At 71.0% G+C, this 22,671-nt stretch carries 17 protein-coding genes; 12 read left to right on the top strand and 5 right to left on the bottom strand.

Going from position 1 to position 22,671, the window contains the following annotated elements:
• Window positions 1-4: 4 nt before the first annotated feature.
• Complete coding sequence (locus tag KIK05_RS18120) at window positions 5-883, bottom strand: LysR family transcriptional regulator (RefSeq protein ID WP_214411915.1); 879 nt, start codon at window positions 881-883, stop codon at window positions 5-7.
• A gap of 109 nt (window positions 884-992) precedes the next feature.
• Here KIK05_RS18120 and KIK05_RS18115 point away from each other — a divergent pair, with 109 nt between their 5' ends.
• The 9 genes from KIK05_RS18115 (at window position 993) to KIK05_RS18080 (ending at window position 11,943) form a co-directional block, all read left to right on the top strand.
• On the top strand, window positions 993-1,853 hold the full coding sequence (locus KIK05_RS18115; RefSeq protein WP_214411914.1) for an aldo/keto reductase: 861 nt from the start codon (window positions 993-995) through the stop codon (window positions 1,851-1,853).
• Window positions 1,854-2,031: 178 nt separating this feature from the next.
• Window positions 2,032-3,960: a glycoside hydrolase family 127 protein gene (locus tag KIK05_RS18110; RefSeq protein ID WP_214411913.1), complete on the top strand. Its 1,929-nt coding sequence runs from the start codon at window positions 2,032-2,034 to the stop codon at window positions 3,958-3,960.
• 43 nt (window positions 3,961-4,003) lie between these two features.
• Window positions 4,004-5,674, top strand: coding sequence for an ABC transporter substrate-binding protein (locus KIK05_RS18105; protein WP_214411912.1), 1,671 nt, complete (start codon window positions 4,004-4,006; stop codon window positions 5,672-5,674).
• Window positions 5,675-5,680: 6 nt separating this feature from the next.
• A complete protein-coding gene (locus tag KIK05_RS18100) occupies window positions 5,681-6,637 on the top strand; it encodes an ABC transporter permease (RefSeq protein ID WP_214411911.1) in 957 nt (318 codons plus the stop codon).
• Window positions 6,637-7,626: an ABC transporter permease gene (locus tag KIK05_RS18095; protein ID WP_214411910.1), complete on the top strand. Its 990-nt coding sequence runs from the start codon at window positions 6,637-6,639 to the stop codon at window positions 7,624-7,626. The genes KIK05_RS18100 and KIK05_RS18095 overlap by 1 nt, the downstream gene beginning before the upstream one ends.
• The gene (locus tag KIK05_RS47005; protein ID WP_250562995.1) at window positions 7,623-8,465 is read left to right on the top strand and encodes an ABC transporter ATP-binding protein; all 843 of its coding nucleotides are present in this window, start codon (window positions 7,623-7,625) and stop codon (window positions 8,463-8,465) included. The genes KIK05_RS18095 and KIK05_RS47005 overlap by 4 nt, the downstream gene beginning before the upstream one ends.
• Window positions 8,462-9,280, top strand: a complete 819-nt coding sequence (locus KIK05_RS47000; protein ID WP_308249978.1) for an ABC transporter ATP-binding protein — start codon at window positions 8,462-8,464, stop codon at window positions 9,278-9,280. The genes KIK05_RS47005 and KIK05_RS47000 overlap by 4 nt, the downstream gene beginning before the upstream one ends.
• Before the next feature lie 52 nt (window positions 9,281-9,332).
• Complete coding sequence (locus KIK05_RS18085) at window positions 9,333-10,625, top strand: alpha/beta fold hydrolase (protein ID WP_250562994.1); 1,293 nt, start codon at window positions 9,333-9,335, stop codon at window positions 10,623-10,625.
• Complete coding sequence (locus KIK05_RS18080; protein ID WP_214411909.1) at window positions 10,618-11,943, top strand: aminopeptidase P family protein; 1,326 nt, start codon at window positions 10,618-10,620, stop codon at window positions 11,941-11,943. Before KIK05_RS18085 ends, KIK05_RS18080 begins: the two co-directional genes overlap by 8 nt.
• A 157-nt stretch (window positions 11,944-12,100) precedes the next feature.
• On the opposite strand, the gene KIK05_RS18075 is transcribed toward KIK05_RS18080, so the two are convergent.
• Together KIK05_RS18075 and KIK05_RS18070 are read right to left on the bottom strand one after the other, a co-directional pair.
• Window positions 12,101-14,254 carry an N-6 DNA methylase gene (locus tag KIK05_RS18075; protein WP_214411908.1) on the bottom strand — a complete coding sequence of 718 codons (2,154 nt, stop codon included), beginning with the start codon at window positions 14,252-14,254 and terminating at the stop codon, window positions 12,101-12,103.
• Window positions 14,255-14,758: 504 nt separating this feature from the next.
• Window positions 14,759-15,847, bottom strand: coding sequence for a mechanosensitive ion channel family protein (locus KIK05_RS18070; protein ID WP_214411907.1), 1,089 nt, complete (start codon window positions 15,845-15,847; stop codon window positions 14,759-14,761).
• A gap of 935 nt (window positions 15,848-16,782) precedes the next feature.
• Between KIK05_RS18070 and KIK05_RS18065 the strand changes: the two genes are divergently transcribed.
• On the top strand, window positions 16,783-18,819 hold the full coding sequence (locus KIK05_RS18065) for a type IV pilus assembly protein FimV (protein WP_214411906.1): 2,037 nt from the start codon (window positions 16,783-16,785) through the stop codon (window positions 18,817-18,819).
• Between the two features lie 19 nt (window positions 18,820-18,838).
• On the opposite strand, the gene KIK05_RS48905 is transcribed toward KIK05_RS18065, so the two are convergent.
• Window positions 18,839-19,246 carry an SSI family serine proteinase inhibitor gene (locus KIK05_RS48905; RefSeq protein WP_214411905.1) on the bottom strand — a complete coding sequence of 136 codons (408 nt, stop codon included), beginning with the start codon at window positions 19,244-19,246 and terminating at the stop codon, window positions 18,839-18,841.
• A gap of 166 nt (window positions 19,247-19,412) precedes the next feature.
• On the opposite strand from KIK05_RS48905, the gene KIK05_RS18055 reads away from it, so the two are divergent.
• Both KIK05_RS18055 and KIK05_RS18050 read left to right on the top strand, forming a co-directional pair.
• Window positions 19,413-20,123 carry a sulfotransferase family protein gene (locus tag KIK05_RS18055; protein ID WP_214411904.1) on the top strand — a complete coding sequence of 237 codons (711 nt, stop codon included), beginning with the start codon at window positions 19,413-19,415 and terminating at the stop codon, window positions 20,121-20,123.
• 24 nt (window positions 20,124-20,147) lie between these two features.
• Entirely contained in the window at window positions 20,148-21,890 is a 1,743-nt protein-coding gene (locus KIK05_RS18050; protein ID WP_214411903.1) for an AMP-binding protein, read from the top strand.
• Between the two features lie 331 nt (window positions 21,891-22,221).
• Here KIK05_RS18050 and KIK05_RS18045 read toward each other — a convergent pair whose 3' ends face one another.
• Complete coding sequence (locus KIK05_RS18045) at window positions 22,222-22,641, bottom strand: CoA-binding protein (protein WP_214411902.1); 420 nt, start codon at window positions 22,639-22,641, stop codon at window positions 22,222-22,224.
• Between the last annotated feature and the right edge of the window lie 30 nt (window positions 22,642-22,671).

Raw genomic sequence — 22,671 nt, 5'->3', positions numbered from 1 at the left:
GGTGTCATGTCGCGGGAGGGTCGGCGTGGATTTCGCGCAGTAGGGCCGCGGCGGCGGCGCTGGTGGGGGTGCCGGTGACGGCTGCCGTCTCCCAGGACGGTACGTCGCCGGCGAGATCGATGAAGCGCACCCGGTCGGTCTTGGTGGAGAAGTACCTCGGCACCAGCGCGACCCCGAGCCCGAAGGTCACCAGGTCGAGCAGTGAGTGGACGTCGGTCACCTCCAGCGTGACCCGGCGCTCGACCCCCGCCGCGGCGAGCACGTCGTCGACCAGGTCGCGCGTGCCCCAGTCGGGAGGGAAGTCGACGAACTTCTCCGCCACCAGCTCCCCGGGCTCCACCTGTTCGCGCCCCGCCAGCGGATGCCCGGGCGGGCACGCCAGGACCAGCGGCTCGCCGGCGAGTGTCTCGACGACGATGTCGTCCGGGCACCGCGCCGGGCGAGAGACGAACGCCAGGTCCAGCCGGCCGCTACGCACCTGTTCGATCAGCTCGCCCGAGCCGCCCTGCCGCATGCTGATCTCCAGGCCGGGGTGCGCGGCGACGAACCGGGAGAGTACGGCCGGCAGGTGCACCACGTGCAGGCACTGCAGCGAGCCGATGGCGAGGCTGCCGCGCAGCAGGCCCTGCACCGCGGCGACCGCGTCCCTGGCGGCGTCGGTCGCCGACAGCGCCCGGCGTGCCTCGACCAGCAGCGCGCGTCCGGCCGGGGTCAGCTCGACCTGCCGGGTGCTGCGCAGGAACAGCGGGGCGCCGAGCTCCCGTTCCAGCGCGCGGATCGACGCCGACAGCCCCGACTGTGCGACGTGCAGGCGTTTGGCCGCCCGCGTGAAGTGACAGTCCTCGGCGACGGCGACGAAGTATTCGAGCTGCCGCAACTCCACGATTAATCACCCGGAACGCTCAATGGGATCAGGTTCTTCTGTTGGACAGCTTAATCGTGGGCATTGAAGACTGTCGGACGTATCGAACCGTTCTCCGAGGAGGAATCCCATGCAGACTCGCCCCATCGGCGACGTCCAGGTCGGCGCGATCGGCCTCGGCGGCATGCCCATGTCGATCGAGGGGCGTCCCGGCGAGCAGCGCTCGGTCGCGACCGTCCATGCCGCGCTGGACGCCGGTGTGACCCTGATCGACACCGCGGACGCCTACCACGTCGGCGCGGACGAGGTCGGGCACAACGAGTCCCTGATCGCCCGCGCGGTGGCGAGCTACGGCGGTGACACCTCCGGCGTGCTGATCGCCACCAAGGGCGGCCACGTGCGTCCGGGTGACGGCTCGTGGACCCTGGACGGCTCGCCGAAGCACCTGAAGGAGGCCTGCGAGGCCTCGCTCAAGCGGCTCGGCGTCGAGGCCATCGGGCTGTACCAGTTCCACCGGCCCGACCCGAAGGTGCCGTACGCCGACTCGGTCGGCGCGATCCGCGACCTGCTGGACGAGGGCAAGATCCGCTTCGCGGGCGTCTCGAACGCCGATCCCGAGCAGATCCGGCAGGCCAACGAGATCCTCGGCGGGCGGCTGGTGAGCGTGCAGAACCAGTTCTCGCCCGCCTTCCGTTCCAGTGAGCCTGAGCTGGAGCTGTGCGCGGAGCTGGGCATCGCGTTCCTGCCCTGGAGCCCCTTCGGCGGGATCGTGCGTGCCGGCGAGCTGGGCGAGCGCTTCGCGGTGTTCTCCGACGTCGCCCGGGAGCACGGGGTGAGCCCGTACCAGGTCTGCCTGGCGTGGATGCTGGCCAAGGCCCCGGTGGTGATCCCGATCCCTGGCTCGTCCCGCCCCGAGACCATCCGCGACTCGGTGGCCGCCGTCGACCTGAAGCTGTCGCCCGAGGAACTGTCGCGCCTGGACGCCGCCTGAGTCCGTCCGGGGACGAGGCCGTGGAGGCGGCTGCCGCGTCGCGGTGGCCGCCTCTTGGTTTGTCCCGAGCAGGTTAATTCTGCTCTACCGCCTCTTGGCAGTCGCCTTCCATACCCCTAAGGTTCAGTGCAATGCCACACATTACATGGCACACTGCACACCTCACTCGGGAGGATTGATGACGTCCGAGCAGCTCAAGCCGCATGCGCGCGGTCGGGCCGGAGCCCTGCGGACGGCCGCGGGTGCCGTCACACCGGTCACGGGGGCGCGTATCACCGGCGGCCTGCTCCGGCAGTGGCAGGAGCGGAACCGGCGTGCGACCATCCCGCACACCATCGGCCGGCTGCGCGCCGCGGGGAACGTCGACAACCTCAGCCGCCTGCTGGCCGACGACCCGCCGCCCTACCGCGGGCGCTATCCCTTCCTCGACACCGACCTGTACAAGACGCTCGAGGGCCTGGCGTACGAGATCGGCGACGGCCACGCGGACGACGCGGCCGAGGAGTTCTTCGACGAGGTCGTCGGCCTGCTGGAACGGGTACAGGCCGAGGACGGCTACCTGAACTCGTTCTTCCAGGACCCGGCCGCGGCCAAGAAGCCGTGGGAGGACCTCGCCTGGGGACACGAGCTCTACAACCTCGGCCACCTCATCCAGGCCGCGGTCGCCGCCGCCCGGCGGATGGGCGACGACCGCCTGCTCGGCATCGCGGTCAGGTTCGCCGACCTGGTCGTCCGCCGCTACGGAGAGGGGCGCGAGGAGGCCGTCTGCGGCCACCCCGAGGTCGAGATGGCCCTGGTGGAGCTCTACCGCGAGACCGGCGACCCCGCCTACCTGACCCAGGCGCGGCTGTTCGTGGACCGGCGCGGCAGGGGCACGATCAAGCACAGCATCTTCCCGCCGGACTACTTCCAGGACCACGTGCCGCTGCGCGAGATGCCGTCGGTGACCGGGCACGCCGTACGGATGGCCTACCTCGCCGCCGGCGCGGCCGACGTCCACCTGGAGACCGGTGACCAGGAGCTGTTCGCCGCGCTCGACCGGCTCTGGGACGACATGGTGGCCACCAAGCTCTACATCACCGGCGGCCTCGGCGCCCGGCACTCCGACGAGGCGATCGGCGACCGGTACGAGCTGCCGTCCGAGCGCTCCTACAGCGAGACCTGCGCCGCGATCGCCACCATGCAGTGGGCGTGGCGGATGTTCCTGGGGACCGGCGGCGCCAAGTACCTCGACGTCTTCGAACGGGTGCTCTTCAACGCCTACGCCGTGGGCCTGTCCGCGGAGGGGACGGCGTTCTTCTACGACAACCCGCTGCAGCGCCGCCCCGACCACGAGCAGCGCAGCGGCGCGGAGACCGGCGGCGAGCCGCTGCGCCGCTCCTGGTTCGGCTGCCCGTGCTGCCCGCCCAACATCGTCCGCTGGATGGCGCAGCTCGGCGACTACGTCGCCGCCGAGCGGGACGGCACGCTGTACCTCGCGACGTACACCGAGGCGACGATCGAGACCGCGAGCCTCGCGGTGAGCGTCGAGACGGATTACCCGTGGGACGGCGAGGTCCGGGTCACCGTCGACCGTGCCCCCGACGGCCCGTACGCGCTCGCCCTGCGCGTCCCCGGCTGGGCCCGCGCCGCCACCGCGACCGTGAACGGTGAGGGCGTCGAGGTCTCCGGCGAGTGGCTGGTCGTCGAGCGGGTCTGGACGGCGGGGGACGAGGTGCGGCTCACCCTGCCGATGCCGGTGCGCGCGCACGGCTCCCACCCCTACCTCGACGCGACCCGCGGCGCGGCCGGCCTGGCGCGCGGCCCGCTGGTCTACTGCGTCGAGCAGCAGGACGTGCCGGCTTCCGTGGACGATCTGGTGCTGAGCGCGCCGCGAATTGTTAGCGCAAACATCTCCAGGTCGGAGCGCGAACTGCCCGGGGCCGTGGTCCTGCGGGTCACCGCGGGCGTCGCGCCTCCGCCGTCACCGGAGCTCTACCCGGAGCTCACCGGGGAACCCCTCGCCGAGCCGTCCGCGCCGGAGGAGGTCCCCGCGACTTTCGTCCCCTACTTCCTGTGGGGCAACCGCAATGCCGAGGCCATGCGCGTGTGGGTCAGGACGCAGTAGCCGCATCCGATCCCATCGAATGAACAGATCGAAAGAAGGAAATATGAGGAGATCGGCTGCTCTGGCGAGCGTCGCGGCGCTCACCACGATGGCGGTCGCCGCGTGCGGCGGCGGGAAGCCCGCGGCCACACAGGCTTCAGGGAAGGCGTCCGCCTCCGGCGGCACCGTCCATATGCTGCTCGGCTCGGACTACTCCCACCTGGACCCGGTCCGGGGCTGGGACGGCGGCGTCAACAACTTCTACCGGCTCATCTACCGCGGCCTGACGACCTTCGGCGCGGGTCCGGGCGCCGAAGGCACCAAGGTCGTCCCCGACCTCGCCACCTCTCTCGGCACCCCGTCGGACGGCAACAAGACCTGGACCTTCACCCTCAAGGACGACATCTTCTTCGAGGACGGCAAGCCCATCACCAGCGAGGAGGTGAAGTTCGGCGTCGAGCGCGCCTGGGACCCCGAGGCCGGGATCGGCTCGCCGTACGCCAAGCTGCTCATCGACGCGCCCAAGGACTACAAGGGCCCGTACGTCTCCGGCGACCTCGACACGATCGAGACCCCCGACCCGAAGACGGTCGTCTTCCACCTGAAGAAGCCGTACGCGGACTTCGCCAGCGCGCTCGTCCAGCCGAACTTCGTGCCGTTCCCCAAGGGCACGGGGGCGGCCGACGCCTTCGACAGCAAGCCCATCGCCTCCGGGCCGTACAAGGTGGCGAGCTACCAGCACGGCACGTCGCTGAAGCTGGTGCGCAACCCGTACTGGAAGGCCTCCACCGACAGCGTCCGCGCCGCCAAGCCGGACTCGTTCGAGTTCACCTTCGGCCTGGACGGCGCGACCGTCGACGAGCGCATGCTCGCCGGGCAGGGCGCGGACGCCGACGCGATCGCGGGCTCGATCCAGCCGGCCACGGTGGCCCGGATCCAGGCCCCGCAGATCAAGGAGCGCACGCTCTCGGGCTACATGGGCTGCACGACGTACATGAGCCTGAACACCACCAAGAAGCCCCTGGACGACGTGCGGGTCCGGCAGGCGATCAACTACGCGGTCAACAAGGACAACGTGGTCGCCGGAGACGGCGGCACGGTGCTGGCGACCAAGGGCTCGGCGATCCAGCCGCCGACGATCGTCGGCCGCCTCGACTACGACCTGTACCCCTTCGACCAGGCCAAGGCCAAGCAGCTGCTCGCCGAGGCCGGGCACGCCGACGGGTTCGACCTGACGCTGGACGTGCGCCCGGTGGCGCGCCAGCAGGGCATGGCGGTGGCCATCCAGGAGGCGCTGAAGCCGCTGGGCGTCAACGTCAAGATCAACAACATGGACACCTCCACCTTCTACGAGGTGATCGGCACCCCCGCCCGGCAGCACGACGCGGCCCTCACCGGCTGGTGCCCCGACTGGTCGTCCGGCGCGACCTTCCTGCCGCCGCTGTTCGACGGGCGCAACATCACCGAGAAGGGCAACAACAACCTCGCCCAGATCAACGACGACGCCATCAACAAGCGCATCGACGAGATCGCGGCGATGAAGGACGTCAACGAGGCCAACGCCGCCTACGGTGAGCTGGACAAGCAGATTATGGAGAAGGCGCCGATCGTGCCGCTCCTCTACGAGAAGAACGTCACGATCATCGGCGCCAACATCGCCGGTGCCTATCTGAACGACTCGTACTCCGGCGGCATCGACCTGGTCTCCGTCGGGCTCAAGGACGCGAGCAAGTAGGCGCGTATGACCACCGCCGCACCCTCGCGTGACGCGACGGCCGACCCCGGGGCGGGCGCGCGCAACGCGCCCGCCACCGAGGGGCGCCGGATCCTGCGTGCCCTGCTGCACGACCGGGGTGCCGTCCTCAGCATGGCGTTCCTCGCCCTGGTCGTCCTGATGGCCGTCTGCGCGCCGCTGATCAGCGCCGTCACCGGCCACGGTCCGAACGAGTTCGACCCGGCCGCCATCGACACCAACCTCGGCGGCCTGCCCCGCGGCTCCTTCGGCGGCGTCAGCGCCGACCACCTGTTCGGTGTCGAGCCGCAGAACGGCCGCGACATCCTCGCCCGCGTCGCCTACGGGGCGCGCGTGTCCTTCCTGATCGCGATCTCGGCGACGGTGCTGACCACGCTGCTCGGCGTGGTCTTCGGCATGCTGGCGGGGTTCTACCAGGGCTGGGCCGACCAGGTGATCTGCCGCGTCATGGACTTCCTGATGGCCTTCCCGGCACTGATCTTCATGATCGCGATCCTGTCGTCGCTGCCTGCCGGGAACCGCTCGGTCCTGCTCGTCGTGGTGATCACCGTGTTCGGCTGGCCGTACCTCGCGCGGGTCGTGCGCGGGCAGACGCTCACCCTGGTGAACCGCGAGTTCGTCGAGGCGGCCCGGGCCTCCGGCGCGTCCACCGGCGCGCTGGTGTTCAAGGAGATCCTGCCGAACCTGCGCAACTCGCTCATCGTCATGACCACCCTGGCGGTGCCCGGCTACATCGGCACCGAGGCGGGCCTGTCGTTCCTCGGGGTCGGCGTCAGCCCGCCGACCCCCTCGTGGGGCCAGATGATCTCCAGCTCGGTGAGCTGGTACGCCATGGACCCGATGTACTTCGCGGTGCCCGGCCTGTTCCTCTTCCTCACCGTGCTGTCCCTCACCGTGCTCGGCGACCGCGTCCGGGCCGCCGCCGACTCGGGGGAGGCGTCCTGATGGCGCGTTACCTCGCAGGCCGGATCGCCGGGCTCGTGCTGATCCTCTTCACGGTCTGCCTGTTCACCTACCTCATCTTCTTCAAGCTGTCGGCGGACCCGGCGCTGATGATCTGCGGCAAGACCTGCACGCCGGACCGGATCGCGCAGATCCGCATGGTCCTCGGGCTGGACAAGCCGTTCCTCACCCAGTTCTGGGACTTCCTGAGCGGCCTGGTCGTCGGGCGCGACTACGGCTCGGGCGTCAACCTGATCCACTGCCCGGCGCCCTGCCTGGGGTACTCGTTCCAGACCAACCAGTCCGTCATGCGGATGATCCTCGACCGGCTCCCGGTGAGCGCCACCGTCGCGGTCGGCGCCGCCGTGCTGTGGCTGATCGTGGGCATCGCCGCCGGCCTGCTCAGCGCCGTCAAGGAAGGGACCTGGTGGGACCGGACCGCGATGGGCCTGGCCCTGGGCGGCGCCAGCATCCCGAACTACGTGCTCGCGCTGTCCCTGCAGTACGTCCTCGTCGTCAAGCTGCAGGTCCTGCCGTTCCCCTCGGTGGTGTCGTTCTCCGACGACCCGGTCATCTGGTTCCAGTCGTACCTGATGCCGTGGATCGTCCTCGCCACCGGGTACGCCTGCCTGTACGCCCGGCTGACCAGGTCGAACGTCATCGACACCCTCGCTGAGAACTTCATGCGCACGGCCCGGTCCAAGGGACTGCCCCCCGTGCTCATGATGCGGCGGCACGCGCTACGGCCCGCGCTCACCCCCATCGCCACGATCTTCGGCATGGACTTCGCGGCGCTGCTCGGTGGCGCGCTGATCACCGAGACGGTCTTCGGCCTCAACGGCGTCGGCAAGATGGCCGCCGACTCCATCGCCAAGAACGATCAGCCGGTCATCATGGCGGTCACCCTGCTCGCGGCGTTCTTCGTGGTGGTGGGCAACGTCGTGGTCGACCTGGTCTACACCGGCCTCGACCCGAGAGTGAGGATCCGATGAGTGAGGAGTTGCTGGTCGTCGAGAACCTCACCGTCACCTTCCCGACGGCGCGCGGCCCGGTGGACGTCGTCAAGGACGTGAACTTCACCGTCGGCAGGAACGAGACCGTCGGGATCGTCGGCGAGTCCGGCTCGGGCAAGTCGATGACCAGCCTCGCCGTGATGGGCCTGCTGCCGCGCGGGGCCGTGACCAGCGGAAGCATCCGGCTGGACGGGGTCGAACTGCTGGGCCGTACGGACCGGGAGATGCGCCGCGTCCGGGGCGAGCAGGCCTCGATGATCTTCCAGGACCCGCTGTCGTCACTGAACCCGTACTACACCGTGGGCGTGCAGATCGAGGAGATGTACCGGGCCCACCGGGGCGGCTCCCGCAAGGCGGCCAGGCGGGTCGTCGTCGAGGCGCTGAAGCAGGTCGGCATCCCGGAGCCGGAGCGGCGCGCCGGCTACTACCCTCACCAGTTCTCCGGCGGCCAGCGGCAGCGCATCATGATCGCGATGGCCCTGGTCTGCTCGCCCGCCCTGCTCATCGCCGACGAGCCGACCACCGCCCTGGACGTGACCGTGCAGGCCCAGATCCTGCGCCTGCTGGGCGACCTGCAGCGCGACACCGGCACCGGCATGATCTTCGTCACCCACGACCTCGCCGTGATCAGCTCGATCGCGACGCGGGTGCTCGTGATGTGCCGCGGCGAGCAGGTCGAGTACGGCACCGCCGAGCAGGTCTTCGCCGCGCCCGGGCACGACTACACGCGGATGCTGCTGGAGAGCATCCCCCGCATCGACGACGAGGTCCCCGCCGACGAGGGGCCCGGCGAGGCTCGAGACGAGGTGGTCCTGTGAGCGACGTGCTGCTCAGCGCCCGCGATGTGACCAAGCGGTTCACCGCCCGCGGCCCCTACGGGCGCAGAACCGAGTTCACCGCGGTGGACGGCGTCGGCTTCGACGTCCGGCTCGGCGAGACCCTCGCCGTCGTCGGTGAGTCCGGCAGCGGCAAGTCCACCACCGCGCGCATCGTCGCCAAGCTGATGGAACCGACCTCCGGCGCCCTCCACTTCGAGGGCGAGGACATCACCCACGCCACCGGAGCCGCGCTCGCCCGCTACCGCGCCAACGTGCAGGTCGTCTTCCAGGACCCGTTCTCCTCGCTCAACCCGCGGCACACCGTCGAACGCATCCTGATGGCGCCGCTGGACTACCAGGGCATCGCGCCCAAGGGAGGCCGCCGGGCGTACACCGGGGAACTCATGGAACGGGTCGGCCTGAACCCCGACCACGCGCAGCGCTACCCCAGGCAGTTCTCCGGCGGGCAGGCCCAGCGCATCGGCATCGCCCGCGCGCTGGCCGTCAACCCCAAGCTGGTGATCTGCGACGAGGCGGTGTCCGCGCTGGACGTGTCCGTCCAGGCGCAGGTCATCGAGCTGCTGCGGCGGCTGCAGCGGGAGAGCGGGTTCAGCTACATCTTCATCGCCCACGACCTGGCGGTGGTGAAGCAGATCGCGCAGCGGGTCGCGGTGATGAGCAAGGGCAAGATCGTCGAACAGGGCCCCTGCGGGGAGGTCTTCGCCGACCCGCAGGACCCGTACACGCGGACCCTGCTGGCCGCCATCCCCCGCATCAACCCCGAATGGGACCGCAGACGGAGGGCCGCCGGGTGATGCACCAGAATCTTCGGATGACCAAATGGGGCTACAGGAGAAGAATCCCGCGATGACCGTTACCGCCACCTACACCATCCCCGGCATGCGGGTGCGCGACCACGTCGCCGACGTCCCGCTCGACTGGGGCGACCCCGCCCGCGGCGACATCCAGATCTTCGCCCGCGAGATCGTGGACCCCGCCCGGGACGGCGAGGACCTGCCCCTGCTGGTCTACCTGCAGGGCGGCCCCGGCGGGAAGGGCCCGCGCCCGCTCGGCCTGGACGGCTGGCTCGGACCGGCGCTGAGGGACCACCGCGTCGTCATGGTGGACCAGCGCGGCACCGGCCGCAGCACCCGCATCGACGGCCGCCGGATGAGCGCCTTCGCGACCGCCGAGGAGGGCGCCGCCTTCCTCGCCTGCTTCCGGGCCGACTCGATCGTCGCCGACCACGAGCACCTGCGGAAGACGATCTTCGGCGGCAGGCGCTGGTCCACCCTCGGCCAGTCGTACGGCGGCTTCCTCACCCTCACCTACCTCTCCCAGGCCCCCGAAGGCCTGAGCGCGTGCTACGTCACCGGCGGCCTGGCCGGCCTCGACCCCTCCGCCGCCGAGGTGTACCGGCGCACGTATCCCCGCGTCGAGGCCAAGAACAAGGAGTTCTACCGGCGTTACCCCCACCAGGTGGACAACGTCGCCCGCATCGCCGACCGCCTGGCCGCCGGCGACGTGCTGCTGCCCGACGGCGACGTCCTCACGGTCCGGCGCCTGCAGTCGCTCGGCATCGACTTCGGCATGAAGCCCGGGTACGAGCGGATGCACTGGCTGCTCGACGAGGCGTTCAACGGCGACGAGCTGTCGGCGGTCTTCCTGCACCAGGTGCTCGCCCGGTCCTCCTACAGCGACAACCCCCTGTTCGCCGCCATGCAGGAGAGCATCTACGGGCACGGCCCGGGCGCGACGGCGTGGGCGGCACAGGCCGAACGGGAACTCCGCCCGCAGTTCGCCGAGGACGCCAGGCCGCTGCTGTTCACCGGCGAGATGATCTACCCCTGGATGTTCCAGGAGATCGCCGAGCTGCGTCCGTTCCACGGCGCGGTCGAACTGCTGGCCGCGCGCGAGGAGTGGCCGGCGCTGTACGACCACGAGCGCCTGGCCGCCAACCAGGTGCCGCTCGCCGCCGCCGTCTACTACGACGACATGTACGTCGACGCCCACCTGCAACTGGACACCGCCGCCCGCGTCGGCAACAGCCAGGTCTGGGTCACCAACGAATACGAACACGACGGCGTGAGCGACCCCCGCGTCTTCACCCACCTGAGGGAGCTCGTCCGTCAGACAGGAGGCGGTGTCACCGATGCGTGAAGGCAGGCCACCGAGGCTGTCGGAGATCCCGGCGTTCCTCGAGTACATGAACACCGGGTGGGGCACCCCCGACCGTACCCCGCCCGTCGTCCCAGGCGCCGCCGATGCCGCGGCCGAGCACCGCGCGAGGCTCGCCGCCGCGCTCCCCGGACGCACCATCGTCCTGGCCGCCGGCGAGGCCCCGACCCGCAGCAACGACACCGCCTACGACTTCCGCCCCGACAGCGACTTCTACTGGGTGACCGGCTGCAACGTGGAGAACGGCGTCGTCGTGCTGCGCGACGCCGGTGCCACGCTCTACCTGCCGCCCCCCGCCTACCCCGGTGAGGCCGCGTTCTGGAGCGACGGCAGGTACGGCGAGCTGTGGGTCGGGGCGGCGCCCGGCCTGGACGACTGGGCGAAGGCCCTCGGCGTCGACGTCCGGCCGCTGGCCGAGCTGACCGAGGAGGTGACGGCCGACGAGGAGGTGAGCCGTACCCTCGCCGAGCTGCGCATGTACAAGGACGACTGGGAGGTGGCCCAGCTCCGCGAGGCCGTGGACCGCACGGTCGAGGGCTTCGCCGCGGTCGTCCGCGAGATCCCGGCGGCGATCGCCGGGCCGGGGGAGCGGTGGCTGCAGGGCACCTTCGACCGGTACGCCCGCGCGTACGGCAACGCCCCCGGCTACGCCACCATCGTCGGCAGCGGCAAGCACGCCCCCACGCTGCACTGGGTGCGCTGCGACGGCCCGGTGCTCCCGGACGAACTGCTCCTGCTCGACATGGGCGTGGAGGTCAACAGCTACTACACCGCCGACGTCACCCGCACCTTCCCCGCCTCCGGCCACTTCTCCGCCGCCCAGCGGCAGGTGCACGACCTGGTCGAGAAGGCCCACCGTGCCGGCCTGGCCGCCGTCGCCCCGGGCCGGAGGTTCACCGACTTCCACCACGCGGCGATGGAGGTGATCGCGCACGGCCTGGCCGACTGGGGGCTGCTGCCGGTCTCGGTCGACGAGGCGCTGTCCGACACCGGCCAGCACCACCGCCGCTACCTGGTCTGCGGCATCGGCCACCACCTCGGCCTCGACGTCCACGACTGCGCCAAGTCCAGTGAGGAGGCCTACCAGGGCGGGGTCATGGCCCCCGGCATGGTGCTCACGGTCGAGCCCGGCCTGTACTTCCACGCCCACGACCTGACCGTCCCCCCGGAACTGCGCGGCATCGGCGTCCGCATCGAGGACGACCTCCTGGTCACCGAGAACGGCGCCGAAGTACTCTCCGCCGCCCTACCACTGGACGCCACCGGCCTGGAGAAGTGGATGGCCGACGCGGCACACTGACTCGTCCTCCCGCCGGGGCTGAACATGCCGAATGTCGGCCCCGGCCCGGCATGCGGTCACTGGTCCCGTGCGAATGCGCTGGTCGTCGGGGTCGGCGGGGTGTCTGGCCTGCGGTCGGGTGTGAACGCGCCGGATGCCGGACTCAGCGGGTGTCTGGTCACTCGTCGGGCGTGAACGCGCCGGACGTCAGCCCCAGCGCGACGGACGCCACCGCCGCCCGCCCGGCGCTATGCAGCCGGTGCAGCTCGGCCTCGAAGGCGAACAGCTTGCGGAACGCCTCGCCGTACCGCCGCTGCTCGTCCAGCGGGAGCCGCGGCACCTGGGCGCGCCGGACGTCGAAGCGGGTCAGCCCCGACTGCGTCCCACCGGTGGGCACCGACAAGGTGCGTACGAACCCGGCCAGGAAGTACGGATCGAGACGCCCGGGATCAGGTCTGAGGAGAGTGAGCCGCGAGCCGAGCAGCAGCCCGCCCTCCTCCACGACCCGCGCGGCCACCTCCCGGTCCCGCGTCCCGACCACCACGTCGCCCGGCTCGACCACGATCCTGTCCCGCGGCGGGGTACGGGGCGTCGGCTCGTAGCTGATCTCTCGCGGCTGCGTCCGCGCGGTCGGCTCGGCCGCGATCCTGTCCCGCGGTGGGGTCTGGGTCGTCGGCCTGAAGGTGATCTCTCGCGGCTGCGTCCGCGCGGTCGGCTCGGCCGCGATCCTGTCCCGCGACCTGGTCTGGGTCGGCGGCTCGGCCGCGATCCTGTCCTGCGGTCGGATCCGGGCCGGCACCGGCTCTCCGGTGAACAGGTGGGCCGCCTCGAGAACAAGCGCCCCCGAGCCGTCCGCCTCGTACCGGCCCGCCTGGTGGACCGTGAGCGCGCCGGTGCGCTCCAGCTCCGGCAGGGGCACCATCGGCATCTCCCGGACCTGGCCGGGAACCACCTTGGGCAGCAGCGACGCCAGATCCTCGAGACGGCGGGGAAAGCCCTCCCGGAACGTCACATAGTCGCCCGCCGCCTCGTTCGCGACACCCACGTACCGCGCCGGGGTCACGTCGACGTTCTCGTCGATCAGCTCGATGATCGGGACGGTACGGCTCTCGCCGGGCACGTCGATGTCCCGGTCCGGGTCGGCCTGGAACTCCCGCCACCGCTCGACGATCGCGTCGAACGTGGCCGGCTCGGCCTCGCACATCAGCACCCGCGACGGGGTACGGCCGTCAGGCCTGCGCAGCACCCAGATGTGCACCGGAAGCCCCGTACCGGGCGCCATCTTCGGCGGCAGGCCGATCACGGCCTGGACGGCGCCACGGCGGAGCAGGTTGCTGCGGATCCGCCTGCCGGACCGGCGTTCGGCGGCTATGGCCGGCATGAGCATGACCGCGACACCCCCGGGCCGCAGGTGGGCGAGCGCGTGCTGCACCCAGGCCAGCTCCGACTCCGACCTGGGCGGCAGGCCGTACTCCCAGCGCGGATCGCCCGCCAGCTCCTCGTATCCCCAGTTGCGCTCGTTGAACGGCGGATGGCACAGCACGGCGTCCACGGCCAGCCCCGGCCAGGCGTCCCGCCGCAGCGAGTCACCTGCCTCCACCTCACCGTCGACCCCGCCCAACGCCAGCCGCACCCGCGCCAGCCGAGCCAGCGCTCCTTCACCCTCCTGCCCGTACACACGCTCCAGCCCGGCCTTCTGCCCGTGCGCACGCTGTAGGTCGGCCTCTTGCTCGTGCGCACGCTGTACGTCGGCCTCTTGCTCGTGCGCACGCTGTCGGTCGGCTTCCTGCCGGTCCGCGTGCTCCACGCCGGGCTCCTGCCGGTACGCGCGCTGTACGTCGGTCTCTTGCCCGTACGCGTGCTTCACACCGGCCATCGCGGCCGGCAGGGTACCGAGGCCGCAGGCGGGATCGAGGACCGTACGGGCATCCGGCCCGGCCAGCCTCGCCATGAAGCCCGCCACCTCGGCCGGCGTCTCGGCCAACCGCCGGGAGTGGACGTCGGCGAACCGGTCCAGCAGGAAGCGGGTCGCCTCCGCCGTCCCCTCCTCTTCCGCGAGCTGTCGAATCAGCTTCCACGCCGGCTGCGGCACCAGGCGGGACGTGCCCTGCCCGCACAGCAGCTCGGCCGCCTCCGCCACGACGTCCCCGAGCCGCAGATCGTCCGCGGCCATCCTGATCTGCTGCCAGACGCGCTCACGAAGGGGCAGCTCCTCGACCTTGCCCTGGGCGAGCAGCCACGTCTCGACGTCCTTCAGCGAGAAGGTCGGACTGGTGGCCGTCCCCCCGACAGGCTCGGGAAAGTCCTCGTACCGCCGCCGCCAGTTGCTCACGGCCGCTCGGCCGACCCCCGCCATCCGCGCGATGTCGGCCGAGGTGACGGTAGCCCCATCTCCGCTGATCGCCGACCTCCCACTCGCACGCCCCGGCCGTTCCCACGACGGGCACCCCTGCGTGGATGCAAACGTAGCCTAGGAGGCTGCGGGAGAGGATTAAGGGGTTCGGAGCCCGTGTATCTCGTTCACGCACGATAGGTCATCTGATGACCGCTGGTGAATGGCCGTCGGCACCCTGGCGATGAATATCCGCTCGTCGTCGGGCGTGAGGAGGGCGTCGCTCAGACCGGAATGATTCCGGGCAGCCGTGGGGATGCGTACCACTCGGACTTGTGCTTGTGCAGCAGGGTCCTCGCCGCCCGGCTCGAGGTGGCACCACCCTCGATCGAGGACCTTCGGGCGTACGCCGGCGACAGCCGGTTTCGTGATCACTTGCGCCATCTCGACGATTTGGAGTAGGCGCCGGCCGCCTTGTGGATGCCGGCGGCCGGGCTGGTGAGATCAGGAAGGGAGTTCGCTGACGAGGCCTGCCATCGGCAGCGCTTCGGGGATCGGCCGGGCCGGGGTGTTGCCGATCGCCACGACGGGTATCGGATTCGGGATTTCGATGCCCTCGCGGCGGTAGCGCGCGTGCAGGAGCTTCATGAACTCGTGCACGACGAGGAACTTGGCGGCGTACTCCCGCACGCGCAGGGTCACCGAGAAGTTGATGCTGGACTCGCCGAAGGTGTGGTAGCGCACGACGGGCTCGTACTCGGGCATCGCGCCTTCCACGGTCGACAACACCTCGCGGCCCACCTGGACGGTGATGCGTTCCACTTCCTCCAGATCGCTGTCGTAGCTCACCCCCACCTGCACCAGCACCGACAGGTGCTGCACCGGCTGGTTGAAGTTGGTGAGGATCGCGTCGGCGAGCTTGGCGTTCGGCACGACGACGGTGTTCCCGGTCAGTTGCTCGACGGTGGTGTTACGCCAGTTGATGTCGACGACGCGGCCGTCCTCGCCGCTGTCGAGGCGGATGAAGTCGCCCGGCTGCACCTTCTTCGACACCAGGACGTGCACGCCGGCGAACAGGTTGCCGAGGGTGTCCTGCAGGGCGAGCGCGACGGCGAGGCCGCCGACACCGAGTGCGGTCAGCAGCGGAGTGATGGAGACGCCGATGCTCTGCAGGATCACCAGGACGGCGATCCCGATGATCAACACCCGGGTGATGTTGACGAAGATGCTCGCCGATTGCGCCACACCGGACCTGGCGAGGGTCACCGACCGCACGACCTCGGCCGCCAGCCTGGCGACCGACAGGCCGACCAGCAAGATGACCACCGCCACCAGGATCCGGTCCAGGACGCCACGGACCGGCTGCCGCACCCCCAGCACCTCGATCGCCGACCACATGCCCGCCGTGAGCGCGGCCGGCAGGGAGATGGCCTTCAGCAGGCTCCACACCATGTCGTCCCACGTCCCCGGCGTGGCGCCGGCCCGGTGGACGAGAACCCCGAACCACAACCGCAGCAGCAGGCCGATCAGCAGAGCGCCTGCCAGGCTGCTGCCCGCAATGATCAACGACGTCGCTTCCATGTGCTCAGCCATCGGTCATCCTCTTCGTCACCTTTTCAGTTCTTCATTCGGTAGGGGCGCTACGGCCGTCGGACCGTTCCTCGGACGTGCCGGAGACAGCGGTGACGTGCTCGTCATCGCGACGATCTCTACGCACGTGAGGCGGAGGCCGCGCTTCCGGACGGGTCACCGACAGGGGCCCGCGGCGGCGGGACGGCAGGTGCGGGGGCGTCCTCACACGTCGGTGAGCAGGTGCTCCTCCGCCGCCGCCCGGTTCGTCACGGCCGGCTCCGGGTCCAACGTGGGTGCGCCGGGCGGGGGCGAGTGCCTTCCGGCCTGTGCCGGGGCGCCTGGGGCGGCCCGCTCCATTCCTTGCCGAGGAGCATGCCGAGGTCGGTCACGGGCGGGGCCGCCCCGCCTCGACGTGGTCGTCAAGGGGCGGTGCGTCGATTCCGGAACGTGTGGCGCCGGAAGTTCCGCGCGTGGCTGTGTCGGTCAAAGGTCCCTTCCCCGTTTCGTCACCCGGGGACAAGCATGCCGTAAAACGAGGGTTCATCAGGTGCGGGACGATGAAATATCCCGATATGACCCTGATATCCCAATGCAGGCCCTGAGGGTGCGGGCACGACCGCCGGGAGCCGGTGCCCCCGCATCCAGCGGCTGAGCGAGGGCACCGGCGTTCCATGGAGGAATGCCGAGAGGCGGGAGAACGCCGGTCACTCTCGGCCGTCCACACCTGACAGCGAGGTAGATGCTAGTCCTCCGACGGCGCGTAGTACTTGGAACGATGTAACAGTTGAATTTCGTACGACTCCCCGTCCCGCCAGGGGCGTCCGGGTGCGGCGTGGCGCTGTCTTCGGCCGTGGTGATGCTCTTGGGGATCAGGTTACTCCTGTGGTACAGATAGCGAGCTTGCCGTTACATACCGTTGGCGTATCCGCGATCACGTCTGGATAGCGTGCCTCTTCATGCCCCCCAACTTCACCCGCCTCTACCAGGCCGTCCTCCGGGACACGACCGCGCCGATCTCCCTCCGGCTCCGCCGCACCTTCGGGGAATGGCTCGTGGGGAAGGGGCTGCCGTTCCCGGACGCCGGCCTGCCGGCGCAGGAGTTCGACGCGGACGGCACACGGGCCCGCCTGGAGCGCAGGGGTGACTGCGGCCGGTACGTCGTCGAGGAGACGCGGGAGGGGGCGCTGCTCCGTACCCGGATCACCTACCACGAGCCCATTCCGGGGCTGGCGGGCTGGGTGGTCGTCACGGTGGACGAGGACGGCGCGACCGGCGGGGGCGACGCGCCCGGCTTCCTCCCGGCCTACCTGCGCACCGCGCGGATCACCGACGGAGCCGTCCACCTCACCGACGCGCCGGACGTCCTCGACGAATACGAGATCCCCAGGCTGATCCATACCATGGCACAGCGGGAGCGCCGGGTGCCGCTGGTCATCGTGTCCGTCGATCCGCAGGACGCCGCGGCCGCCGGCGGGAGGGCCGACCACCTGGCCGCGGCGACCGCCGGTGCCGGCGTGGTGGTGCGCTTCGCCGACGCGCAGGCGCAGCGCCGCTTCAACGAGACGATCGGCCCCGATCTCAGGGTGTTCGGCGGTGGCATCCGCACGTACGTGGCGCCGTTCGACCCCGAGGCCGAAAGCCACCCCTTCCGGCACAGGCCGATGGGGGGCGCCATGTTGCGCGCACAGAGCGATCGGGCTCTCGGGCTGGTGGCGGGTGGGGCGATCGGGGAGACCGCGCGCCGCGCGTTACCCGACGATGTCGGGCGGGCCTACCGGATCGTCTCCCGGATCCTCGCCGGCAAGGCGCGGCCGGGCGACATCCACGACGTCGTCGTGGCCCGGCGGGCCCCGGCCGACCAGGAGAGGGAGGAACTGCGCCGCAGGATGATGGCGCTGACCGTACGCCCCGGGCCGGTCGCGGCGCCCTCGCCCGCCTCCGGCGGGGCCGACAAGAACGGCGAGCCGCGCCTGAGGCCCGCGCCCGCCTCCGGTGGCGTCGAAGAGACCGCCGAGCCGCGTGCGGGGTCCGCCGCGGCCGGGCAGCCGGTCGCCCCCGAGGGCGGGCCGGCGTTCGACGTGGCCGAGCTCGCCCGGACGGTCGCCGCCGCGGTGGTCACACAGATGCGCGGTGAGCTGGAGGCGGCCCTCGACCTCGCGGCCCAGGCCCGGGGAAGCGGCCCTGAGAGCGGCCACCTACTGCGGCAGATGCGCACCCTCGGGGCCCACGTCGACGGACTGCGGGAGGCCGTCCTCGCGCGCCGGCGTGGTGAGGACCTGCACGCCCACGAGGCCCTGCTCGCCGAGGCCGAAGGCGAGAGCGAACGGCTCGCGGCCGAGATGGAGCGGCTCCGCGCCGAGCACGAGCTCCTGCAGAACGAGTACGCCGAAGCCGTCGCCAATGCCCGCAAGCTGGAGAAGCGCACGCGCTGGCTGGAGACGCGACTCGCCGCGTCGGGCCGGCCGGCGTACGGCGTGGCGGCCGAGGAGCCCGACTTCGAGCCGACGAGCCTGATGGACGCCCTCAACATGGCCCGCGAGACGCTCGGCCACGTGATGATCGGGGACACCGACACCGCGGCGACGAAACTCGACCTGGCCTACCCGACGCTCAGCCGGGTCTGGGCCGCCAAGACCTGGGACGCCCTGCGCGCGTTGGACGCCTTCGCCAAGGCCAGGTCGTCGGGAGAGTTCGCGGGAGGTTTCCTGCAGTGGTGCATGAGCGCCGCCGATCTCACCATTCCCGCCGGCATGGTCGCCATGAGCGAGTCGAGGACCGTGCACACCAACGGCAGGTACAGCACGAGCCGCACCTTCAGCGTGCCCGAGGAGGTGCACTCATCGGGCAGGGTGCTCATGGAGGCGCACATCAAGCTCCGCAAGGGCGGCACCCCCGCGCCGCGCATCCACTTCCACGACGACTCCGGTGGCGCCACCCGCAGGATCTGGGTCGGCCACGTGGGAGATCACCTCCCGAACACCCTGACGAACTGAGACCTTGGCCGTTCCGTGGTCAGAAGTGGAAGACGGCGCCCTTGGTGGTGCGCAGGACACAGGCGTTCGGGAAGGTCTCCTGGTATCGCTCCGACCCGTTGGCGAACGCGGTGACGGGATCGTAGATGTGCGGGCAGATCCCCTGGAGGCGGATGCCGGCGATCGAACCGTACCTGGCGATCAGGTCGCACGCCCGCCCCGGCTGCGGGTGGTCACCCCACGGGGGATTGCAGCGCAGCGACGCGTGCCTGACCCTGTTCCACTCCAGCGGCCGGTGCGGGTCCTTCAGCGAGCCGGGGACGACGCTGAGCCTGTAGAAGGCGGGGACGGAACGCGCGGTCTTCTGCGGAGCGGCGTAGGCGGTTCCGGAGGCCAGAACGGTGAGCGCCAGGACGCCGGCTGCGCCGAGGGCGTGACGGATGCGCACGAGGATCCCTTCAGATGGGAGGTTTCACTGTCGGCAACATCATAATTACCATCCGCTCATGATCACGCTCATCCGTCCGGGTGTCGGCCCCCACCCGGCCGGTCCGGGGCAGGGCCGTGTAACCATGAAACGAGACGGCCCCCCACGGCTCGTACGGGGAGACCACATGCTCGAAGTCATCGGCGTCGGCATGGGACGAACAGGTACGTATTCGCTGAAGGTGGCTCTGGAGAGGCTCGGCCACGGGCCGTGTCACCACATGGCATCGCTCGGCGGCGACCTCGACCGCATCCACGGCTGGGAGGCGGCCGCGCGTGGCGAGCAGGTGTCCTGGGAGGAGCTGCTGCGCGGATACCGCGCCACCGTGGACTGGCCGGCCTGCTACTTCTGGGAGGAGCTGACGGCCGCGTACCGCGACGCGCGGGTCATCCTGACCGTACGCGACCCTTGCCGGTGGTACGCCAGCGTGCACGAGACGATCTACAGGTCCAGCCACCGGCAGCGGGGGTGGGCGGGCATGGCGATGCGGCTCGAGGACCTGGCCTGCCAGGGGCTTCGCCACCGCCGCCGCATGTGCGAGCGGGTCATCTGGGAGGGCACGTTCGGAGAACGGTTCGGCGACCGGGACTACGCCATCGAGGTCTTCGTCTGGCACACCGCCCACGTCATGGCACAGGTCCCCGATGACCGGCTCCTGGTGTACGAGGTGTGCCAGGGCTGGGAACCGCTGTGCGAGTTCCTCGGCGCACCCGTACCGGAGGAGCCCTTCCCCCGGCTGAACGACACCGCGTCCTTCCGGCGGATGACCGCCAGGCGCCGCCGCCACGTGCTCACCCTCCGCGGCACCGGCTCCGACGACAGGACGGCCGTCCGGTGAACAGCCCGGCCGGGGGAGTGGGACATGCGTGACGTGATCGCGTCTCTGCCGGCGCCGGCGCGGAGCGCCGCCTACCACGCCGAAGGGTGGTGGCGCGGTGGGACGTTCCTCGACGACCTGGGTGACGCCGCCGCGCGGACGCCCGGCCGTACCGCCTTCATCACCTGGCGCGACGCCGAGAAGCGGGAGGTCACCGTGACCTTCGGCGAGCTGGACGCCGCGGTCGGCCGCCTGGCCGAAGGGCTGCGCGCCCTGGGGGTGCGGCACGGTGACGCCGTCGCCTACCAGCTCCCCAACTGGTGGCAGACCGCCGCGCTCGGCCTGGCGTGCCTGCGGGCGGGGGCGATCGCCGTGCCCATGATGATGACGCTGGGCGCGCGTGAGGTCGAGGGGATCCTGTCCGGCACGCAGGCGAGCGTCTGCGTGGTGGCCACCACCTGGGACGGCCGGTCACCGGCCCGGCTCCTGGCCGACCTCGCCCCCCGTCTGCCACGGCTACGCCACCGCGTGGCCCTCGGCGAAGCCGTACCCGCGGGCACGATCCCCTTCGACGACCTGCTGGGCAACACGTCGGGCCTGCTAGCGGACAGGTCGGACCTGCTCGGGAACACATCGGACCTGGACGGGAACCCGTCGGGCCTGCTCGGGAACACAGCGGGCATGCGGGACGGACGGTGCGCTCCGCTGGGTAGAGGGGCCGACGAGGTGTCGGTGGTGCTGTTCACCTCCGGCACCACCGGACAGGTCAAGGGCGTGCTGCACACCCCCAACACGCAGTACGCCTCCACCCGCTCCCGGCAGAGCGGCCTGCACGACGCGCCGTACCCCCGGGTCGCCACCCCGGCGAACATCACCCATTCGGTGGGCATGCGGACCAACGTCCTGCTTCCCCTGGTGACGCGCTGCGCGTCGGTGTTCGCCGACACCCGCGACCCGGACGTCTGGCTCGACCTCCTCGCCCGGCACCACGTCACCCACTTCCTCGCGGCACCCGAGATGCTGAACCGCCTGGTCCGGGCGCAACGGCGACGCCGGCGCCCGCTCTCCGGCCTGCGCCTGGTGACGAGCACGGCCGCGCCGCTGCCGCCGTCACTCGTGGAACCCGTCCAGGAATGGCTGTGCCCGCGGCTCGTCAACGGCTTCGGTATGACGGAGACGGGCGGCGTCACCGTGACCTCCGCCGACGACCCGCCCGACTGGCCGGGACGCAGCATCGGCCGCCCCACGCCAGGGCGCGAGGTGCGCCTCCTGCCCGACTCCCCGGACCCCGGCGAGGATCCGGCGTTCCGCCTCCAGGTGCGCGGCCCGTCGGTGTGCGTGGGGACGTTCGGCCTGCGCGACCGGCGGATGACATGGCACCCGGACGCCACCGACGGCTGGTACGACACCGGTGACCTGGTCCGGGAGGACGGGCGCGGCGGCCTGCGCTACCTTTCCCGCGTCGCCGACCGGATCGGGTGCCCGCATCCGATCCCCGTCCTGGAGGTCGAGGACGAACTGCTGGGACACCCGGCCGTGGCCGACGTCGCCGTCGTCGGCTGCCGGGATCCCGACGGGGACGGCACCGGGGAGACGGTGTGCGCCGTCGTCGTCCCCGACGGTCCCGCCCCCGACCTCGCCGGCCTGCGCGACCACCTGCTGCGGACGGGCATGACGGAGTGGTACCTGCCCACCCGCCTCGAGATCGTGGACGCCCTGCCCCGCGACGACCTCGGCAAGGTCCGCAAAAAGACCCTCCGCGACCGCCTCCACATCACGCCCGGGTGACCCTCACCGAGTGGCCGGTCGTGGTGTTTCCCGACGGTGTCGCGGTGGCTCTCGCCTGGCCGGTCGCGTGTTTCTCCACGGTGTCGGGATGCCTCTTGCGGGCCCCGTCGTGCTGTTTCCCGACGGTGCGGCGTGGCCCTTGCGCGGCCGGTGGTGGTGTTTCTCCACGGTGTCGAGGTGTCTCTCGCGGCCTCGGTCGTGGTGTTTCCCGACGGTGGCGGGGTGGCTCTCGCCTGGCTGGTTGTGGTGTTCTCATCGGCGCCGGGGCGGCGGGACGATGGACGGTGAAGCCGGCGCCGCCCGTACGTCGAGCAACGTGGCGAACCGGACGTCAGACGCCCCGGCGCAGGGCCCACTCGACCCCCGGGCAGCGGTCCATGACGACGTCAAGTCCGGCGTCGAGGGCGCGCTGGGCGGCGGCCTCGTCGATCACGCCGAGGGGCAGCCACACGGCGCCGGCGCCCGCCGCGATCGCCTCGTCCACCGCCTGCCCGGCGTACTCCGACCGCCGGTACACCCCGACGACGTCCACCTTCACCGGAACCTCGGCCAGAGACGCGTATCCCGGCTCACCCAGCACCGTCGCGGCGGCCGGGTGGACCGGGATGATGCGCTTGCCCCTCGACTGGAGCAGGCGCGCCTGGTCGTAGGCGGTGCGCCGCGGGTCGTCGCCGAGCCCGACGAACGCCCAGGTCTGCGACTCGCCGAGCAGCCGCTTGATGACATCCTCATCCGCGAAACGATCGTCCACGTCCTGCCCAACGCGGAGAGTGCCCCACGG

It is taken from the genome of Sphaerisporangium fuscum (assembly GCF_018531465.1).
Lineage (GTDB): Bacteria > Actinomycetota > Actinomycetes > Streptosporangiales > Streptosporangiaceae > Sphaerisporangium > Sphaerisporangium fuscum.
This window is presented reverse-complemented; position numbering and strand designations above follow the sequence as displayed.

Excerpts from the sequence above, each read along its gene's own strand:
- KIK05_RS18115 (WP_214411914.1), top strand. The coding sequence starts at position 993 with ATGCAGACTCGCCCCATCGGCGACGTCCAGGTCGGCGCGATCGGCCTC.
- KIK05_RS18110 (WP_214411913.1), top strand. The coding sequence starts at position 2,032 with ATGACGTCCGAGCAGCTCAAGCCGCATGCGCGCGGTCGGGCCGGAGCC.
- KIK05_RS18105 (WP_214411912.1), top strand. The coding sequence starts at position 4,004 with ATGAGGAGATCGGCTGCTCTGGCGAGCGTCGCGGCGCTCACCACGATG.
- KIK05_RS18100 (WP_214411911.1), top strand. The coding sequence starts at position 5,681 with ATGACCACCGCCGCACCCTCGCGTGACGCGACGGCCGACCCCGGGGCG.
- KIK05_RS18095 (WP_214411910.1), top strand. The coding sequence starts at position 6,637 with ATGGCGCGTTACCTCGCAGGCCGGATCGCCGGGCTCGTGCTGATCCTC.
- KIK05_RS47005 (WP_250562995.1), top strand. The coding sequence starts at position 7,623 with ATGAGTGAGGAGTTGCTGGTCGTCGAGAACCTCACCGTCACCTTCCCG.
- KIK05_RS18085 (WP_250562994.1), top strand. The coding sequence starts at position 9,333 with ATGACCGTTACCGCCACCTACACCATCCCCGGCATGCGGGTGCGCGAC.
- KIK05_RS18080 (WP_214411909.1), top strand. The coding sequence starts at position 10,618 with ATGCGTGAAGGCAGGCCACCGAGGCTGTCGGAGATCCCGGCGTTCCTC.
- KIK05_RS18070 (WP_214411907.1), bottom strand. The coding sequence starts at position 15,847 with ATGGCTGAGCACATGGAAGCGACGTCGTTGATCATTGCGGGCAGCAGC.
- KIK05_RS18065 (WP_214411906.1), top strand. The coding sequence starts at position 16,783 with ATGCCCCCCAACTTCACCCGCCTCTACCAGGCCGTCCTCCGGGACACG.
- KIK05_RS18055 (WP_214411904.1), top strand. The coding sequence starts at position 19,413 with ATGCTCGAAGTCATCGGCGTCGGCATGGGACGAACAGGTACGTATTCG.
- KIK05_RS18050 (WP_214411903.1), top strand. The coding sequence starts at position 20,148 with ATGCGTGACGTGATCGCGTCTCTGCCGGCGCCGGCGCGGAGCGCCGCC.